Origin of the sequence: Daejeonella sp. (assembly GCF_044348475.1) — a bacterium.
Taxonomy (GTDB): Bacteria; Bacteroidota; Bacteroidia; order Sphingobacteriales; family Sphingobacteriaceae; genus Daejeonella.
Genome location: NZ_JBIKSU010000128.1, coordinates 1 through 4,377, shown reverse-complemented (window position 1 = coordinate 4,377; position 4,377 = coordinate 1). Strand labels below are relative to the sequence as shown.

Sequence of the window (4,377 nt, the reverse complement as noted above, 5' to 3'; positions counted from 1 at the left end):
TCAAAAAAATCAACTGTTCTCATCCAAATGAATAATTTAGCCAATCTTTATATTCATTCAAATGATTACAAACCTGATCACCCAGTACCAATTATTACCGCATCCTGAGGGTGGATATTACAAAGAAACCTATAGATCTACAGAACATATTCCGCTTGCTGCGTTACATGAGCACTTTTCAGGTTCGCGTTCTTTTAGCACAGCCATCTATTTTTTATTGTTAAAGGATCTGTTTTCTGCTTTTCACCGAATAAAAAGTGATGAATGCTGGCATTTTTATGAAGGTGCTAGTTTACATGTTCATGTACTTCATCCTAATGGAAACCATGAGTTGATCAGCCTGGGTAGGAATAGTGCCAAAGGAGAAGTTTATCAGGCCGTAGTTCCGGCAGGAGCATGGTTTGCTTCAGAAAGTATAGGCGAATACTCCTTTGTTGGCTGCACGGTAGCACCAGGCTTTGACTTTGCCGATTTTGAACTGGCAAGAGCAGCTAGCTTGAAAGCTGATTACCCAGATCATGAAAAGCTAATAGAACGTCTTTGCCGACAATAAATAAAATCTTTAATTGCCATTTCAATTTCTATCTTAAGCATTAAATTATTAACCCTGATTTGATCTATGAGAGTTCTGCCAATCATACTAGCTGCACTTATAATTTCGAATAGTGCTGTAGCACAACAAAAAATTCCAAGGGCAAAAAATATACTGATCATCTATTCAGACGATCATAGCTACCATGCCTTAGGTGCTGCCGGAAATAAGGATGTTTTAACACCTAACCTAGATAAACTTGCCAAATCAGGATTGATGTTTACCCAAGCCCATGTAATGGGTGGCCATCAGGGTGCAGTTTGTATTCCAAGTAGGGCCATGCTGCTTACCGGGCGGTATGTAAACCGATTACCCGGCGATGGCAGTACCATTCCCGATAGCATTGTTAGTTTGCCTGAAATACTAAGAGCTAAGGGTTACAATACCTACCATACCGGTAAATGGCATAGCGATAAAGCATCGCATAGCCGAATGTTCAGTACAGGGGGCGATATTTTTTTTGGTGGAATGCATTTCCCAAAATTCGGCGGTCAGGAACATCCCACGGTATATCTTTATGATAGCACCGGAGTGTATGATGAAAAACGCAAACGGACCAGTGATACTTACAGTACAACGCTTTACGCTGATCATGCCATCCAGTTCTTGAGTAGCACAACAGCCAAAACAACACCATTTTTCTGTTATGTGGCCTTTACTTCACCACATGATCCAAGAACCCCACCCGATAAATTTTCAAGGATGTATGAGCCTGCAAAAATTCCATTGCCTGCCAATTTTCTGATCAAACATCCATTTGACAATGGCGATCTAAATGTGAGAGATGAACAATTGTTGCCTGTACCCCGTGATCCGGATGCCATTAAAAAAGACATTGCTCTTTATTATGGTATGGTCAGTGAAATGGATGCACAAGTAGGACGGATTTTAGAAACACTTGAAAAAAGTGGGCTTAAAGAAAATACCTTCATTGTTTTTGCCGGCGATAACGGCCTGGCAGTTGGGCAACATGGTTTACTTGGCAAACAAAATCTATATGAACATAGCATCAGAGTACCCATGATACTATCAGGCCCCGGTGTACCTATGAACAAGAAAACCGACGGTTTTACCTACCTCAGTGATATTACTCCAACAATAATCGATTATTTTCAATTACCAAGACCATCAAGTGTTGAAGGGCGCTCATTATTACCTGTTATTCAGGACCCATCAAAGAAAGTAAGATCATCTATTTATAATGTGTATGGCCATTGGAGCAGAAGTATTAAATCTGAGGATGGATTTAAACTGATTGTTTATAATGTAGATGGTATTGCAACTACTCAGTTGTTCAATCTCAAAATAGATCCATTTGAGATCAAAGACCTTTCGAAAGAACCAGCATACCGTGAAAAAATCATGCAAATGAGACAACTGTTGAAACAACAAATGGCAGCTGCATTCGACAACCTTAATATTGACCTGCCAAATTGGGGTAGAACAAAAAGCCAAAAATCAAGGGGGAGCTGATGAATACCAAATACTGTGAAAATGAAATTTAAGCAATCAAAGCATTACGTCACTTTAATTATTGCTTGTTTGGTACTTTTGCTATCAAACAATGCCATTGGTCAAAAAACCATTCCGCTTCCTAAAGCTAACCAGCTTACCTGGCAGGATGCAGAGCTTACTGCATTAATTTCATATGATCTGCATGTTTTTGACGGGAAAAGGTATAATCAGGCATACAACAGGATCAATCCCATTGCCGATTATTCTATTTTTAATCCTGTAAAACTGGACACTGATCAATGGATTAGGGCAGTTAAAGATATGGGCGGGAAAATTGCTATTTTAACGGCAACGCATGAAACGGGGTTTGCACTTTACCAGTCAGATGTTAACCCCTATTCTATGAAAGCACTTAAATTTCAGGATGGAAAGGGAGATATAGTTCGTGATTTTGTTGCTTCATGCCGAAAATATGGAATTTTACCTGGCATTTATATTGGTATCCGATGGAATTCCAATTATGGAATTTATGATTTCAAGGTTCTTGATGACAATTCTCCTTTTGCAAAAAACAGACAGCAGCATTATAACAAGCTCTGCGAAAAAATGACTGAAGAACTGATGTCAAGATATGGTGAACTGGCCATGGTCTGGTTTGACGGGGGTGCTCATGGTCCTGAACTAGGTGGGCCTAACATTCTACCTATGGTAGAAAAATATCAGCCCAATATCATTTTCTATCATAATACACAGCGTGCCGATATCCGTTGGGGAGGTAGTGAAACAGGAATGGTCAATTATCCATGCTATGGAACTTTTCCATTCCCATACTCCCACTCCACGAACCAAAAAGTAATCTTCAAAAATGATTTCCAGCTACTTAAGGAGGGCGATCCAGAGGGTCAGTATTATATGCCGGCAATGAGTGATGCCCCATTGCGCGGTTATAAGGGCCGTCATGAATGGTTTTGGGAGCCTGGCGATGAAGATCATATAGAACCACTTGAAAACCTGATGGAGATGTATTATGGCTCTGTTGGCAGAAATTCAACACTTATTCTTGGCATCACCCCAAATGCTGAAGGCCTAATTCCAGAACCTGATGTGAACCGATTGAAGGAATTTGGTAAAGAGATCAAAACGCGTTTCTCTTCAGCAATTGCACAGGGTGCCGGGAAGGGTAACAGCCTTGCATTAAATTTAAAAACGTACAAAAAAATCGATCATCTGATACTCATGGAAGATATTACCCAAGGTGAGCGAATCAGAGAATTTAAGATCGAGGGCAAAACAAAAAATGGCTGGCAATTGATCAGTAAAGGCTCAAATGTAGGTCATAAGTTCATATCCAGATTTAAAGAATTGGAAGTTTCGGCTTTGAGGCTAAGTATCAGTAAAAGCCTTGCAGAGCCAATTATCAAAGATTTTTCGACTTATTACTCTTTAAAAAAATAAAAATTTAATTCCTCTAAATTTAGTGAATCTAGTTTTTTGGTGAATTGACCAGAAAATGAAGAATTCTGCATGCATTGCCTTTGCTGTTTGTGTTCTTCTCAGAACTGGTCCGGATGGTGATTGAATGTTTTTTATCCTGTAATTCATCATTAAGCATAATATACCATGGAAGGTGAATCCCCCCGCTCCATTGAGTATAGAGGTCTGTCTTTTTAAATGCTGCGCCATCAATACTGTATTCAATTATACCCGCATCAGGACCAGCAACCAGGCAGATACCAATGGCTGTACCAGAAAAATTAAGCTTCATTTCTGCTCCGGCCTGATCAGCAATTAATGCAGGAAGATTAACATATTGTTTTCGTGTAGTAACACCATCTGTAGGTTTCCAATTCACAACTTGTGTCCAATTTTTTAATTCAAATGCATTTTTAACCGAAAAATACTGCCCTGATGCATAACTAAATTTATCAAGAGCTGCGGGCAAGGCATGCGCAGATGGTATTCCACCAGATGCCAAAATGCCGAAAGAGTGATCAAGAAAAGCACTGATGGAGCGTGTGTAGATTTCATGGCCAAATGGGGATGGATGAAGGTCTTTAAAATCGTCTTTCCAATTAAATTCTGCTGCCTGAATTCGATCACATACCTCTTTGGCTAAATTTATTGTTCCAATACCATAGCGCTCTGCAACTTTTTCATGGTTACGAATTACTGCTGGTACCTGCCCCTTATTGTAAACCTCAATTTTAGAAGGATCTGCAAAGTGCAGCATAACAATATCCATTAATTTATTTGCCTGTAAGGCATGCCTTACAATACCTTCCATCCCTCTTATTTGGGCTTGATCATTAAAATTATTGGTTTCATCATTC

At 39.5% G+C, this 4,377-nt stretch carries 4 protein-coding genes; 3 read left to right on the top strand and 1 reads right to left on the bottom strand.

Annotation, left to right across the window (positions count from 1 at the left end):
• The first annotated feature begins 61 nt into the window (after positions 1 to 61).
• The 3 genes from ACIQZ6_RS12130 to ACIQZ6_RS12120 all read left to right on the top strand — a co-directional run bounded on the left by ACIQZ6_RS12130 (position 62) and on the right by ACIQZ6_RS12120 (position 3,502).
• The gene (locus ACIQZ6_RS12130; RefSeq protein ID WP_395811464.1) at positions 62 to 553 is read left to right on the top strand and encodes a cupin domain-containing protein; all 492 of its coding nucleotides are present in this window, start codon (positions 62 to 64) and stop codon (positions 551 to 553) included.
• Between the two features lie 66 nt (positions 554 to 619).
• Positions 620 to 2,065 carry a sulfatase-like hydrolase/transferase gene (locus ACIQZ6_RS12125; protein WP_395811462.1) on the top strand — a complete coding sequence of 482 codons (1,446 nt, stop codon included), beginning with the start codon at positions 620 to 622 and terminating at the stop codon, positions 2,063 to 2,065.
• Positions 2,066 to 2,086: 21 nt separating this feature from the next.
• Positions 2,087 to 3,502: an alpha-L-fucosidase gene (locus tag ACIQZ6_RS12120; RefSeq protein WP_395811460.1), complete on the top strand. Its 1,416-nt coding sequence runs from the start codon at positions 2,087 to 2,089 to the stop codon at positions 3,500 to 3,502.
• A gap of 28 nt (positions 3,503 to 3,530) precedes the next feature.
• Here ACIQZ6_RS12120 and ACIQZ6_RS12115 read toward each other — a convergent pair.
• A partial coding sequence (locus ACIQZ6_RS12115) for a hypothetical protein (RefSeq protein WP_395811458.1) occupies positions 3,531 to 4,377 on the bottom strand: 847 nt, incomplete at its 5' end.

Bases quoted from the DNA above. Each gene is read 5' to 3' on its own strand.
- ACIQZ6_RS12120 (WP_395811460.1), top strand. From the start codon at position 2,087: ATGAAATTTAAGCAATCAAAGCATTACGTCACTTTAATTATTGCTTGT.
- ACIQZ6_RS12125 (WP_395811462.1), top strand. From the start codon at position 620: ATGAGAGTTCTGCCAATCATACTAGCTGCACTTATAATTTCGAATAGT.
- ACIQZ6_RS12130 (WP_395811464.1), top strand. From the start codon at position 62: ATGATTACAAACCTGATCACCCAGTACCAATTATTACCGCATCCTGAG.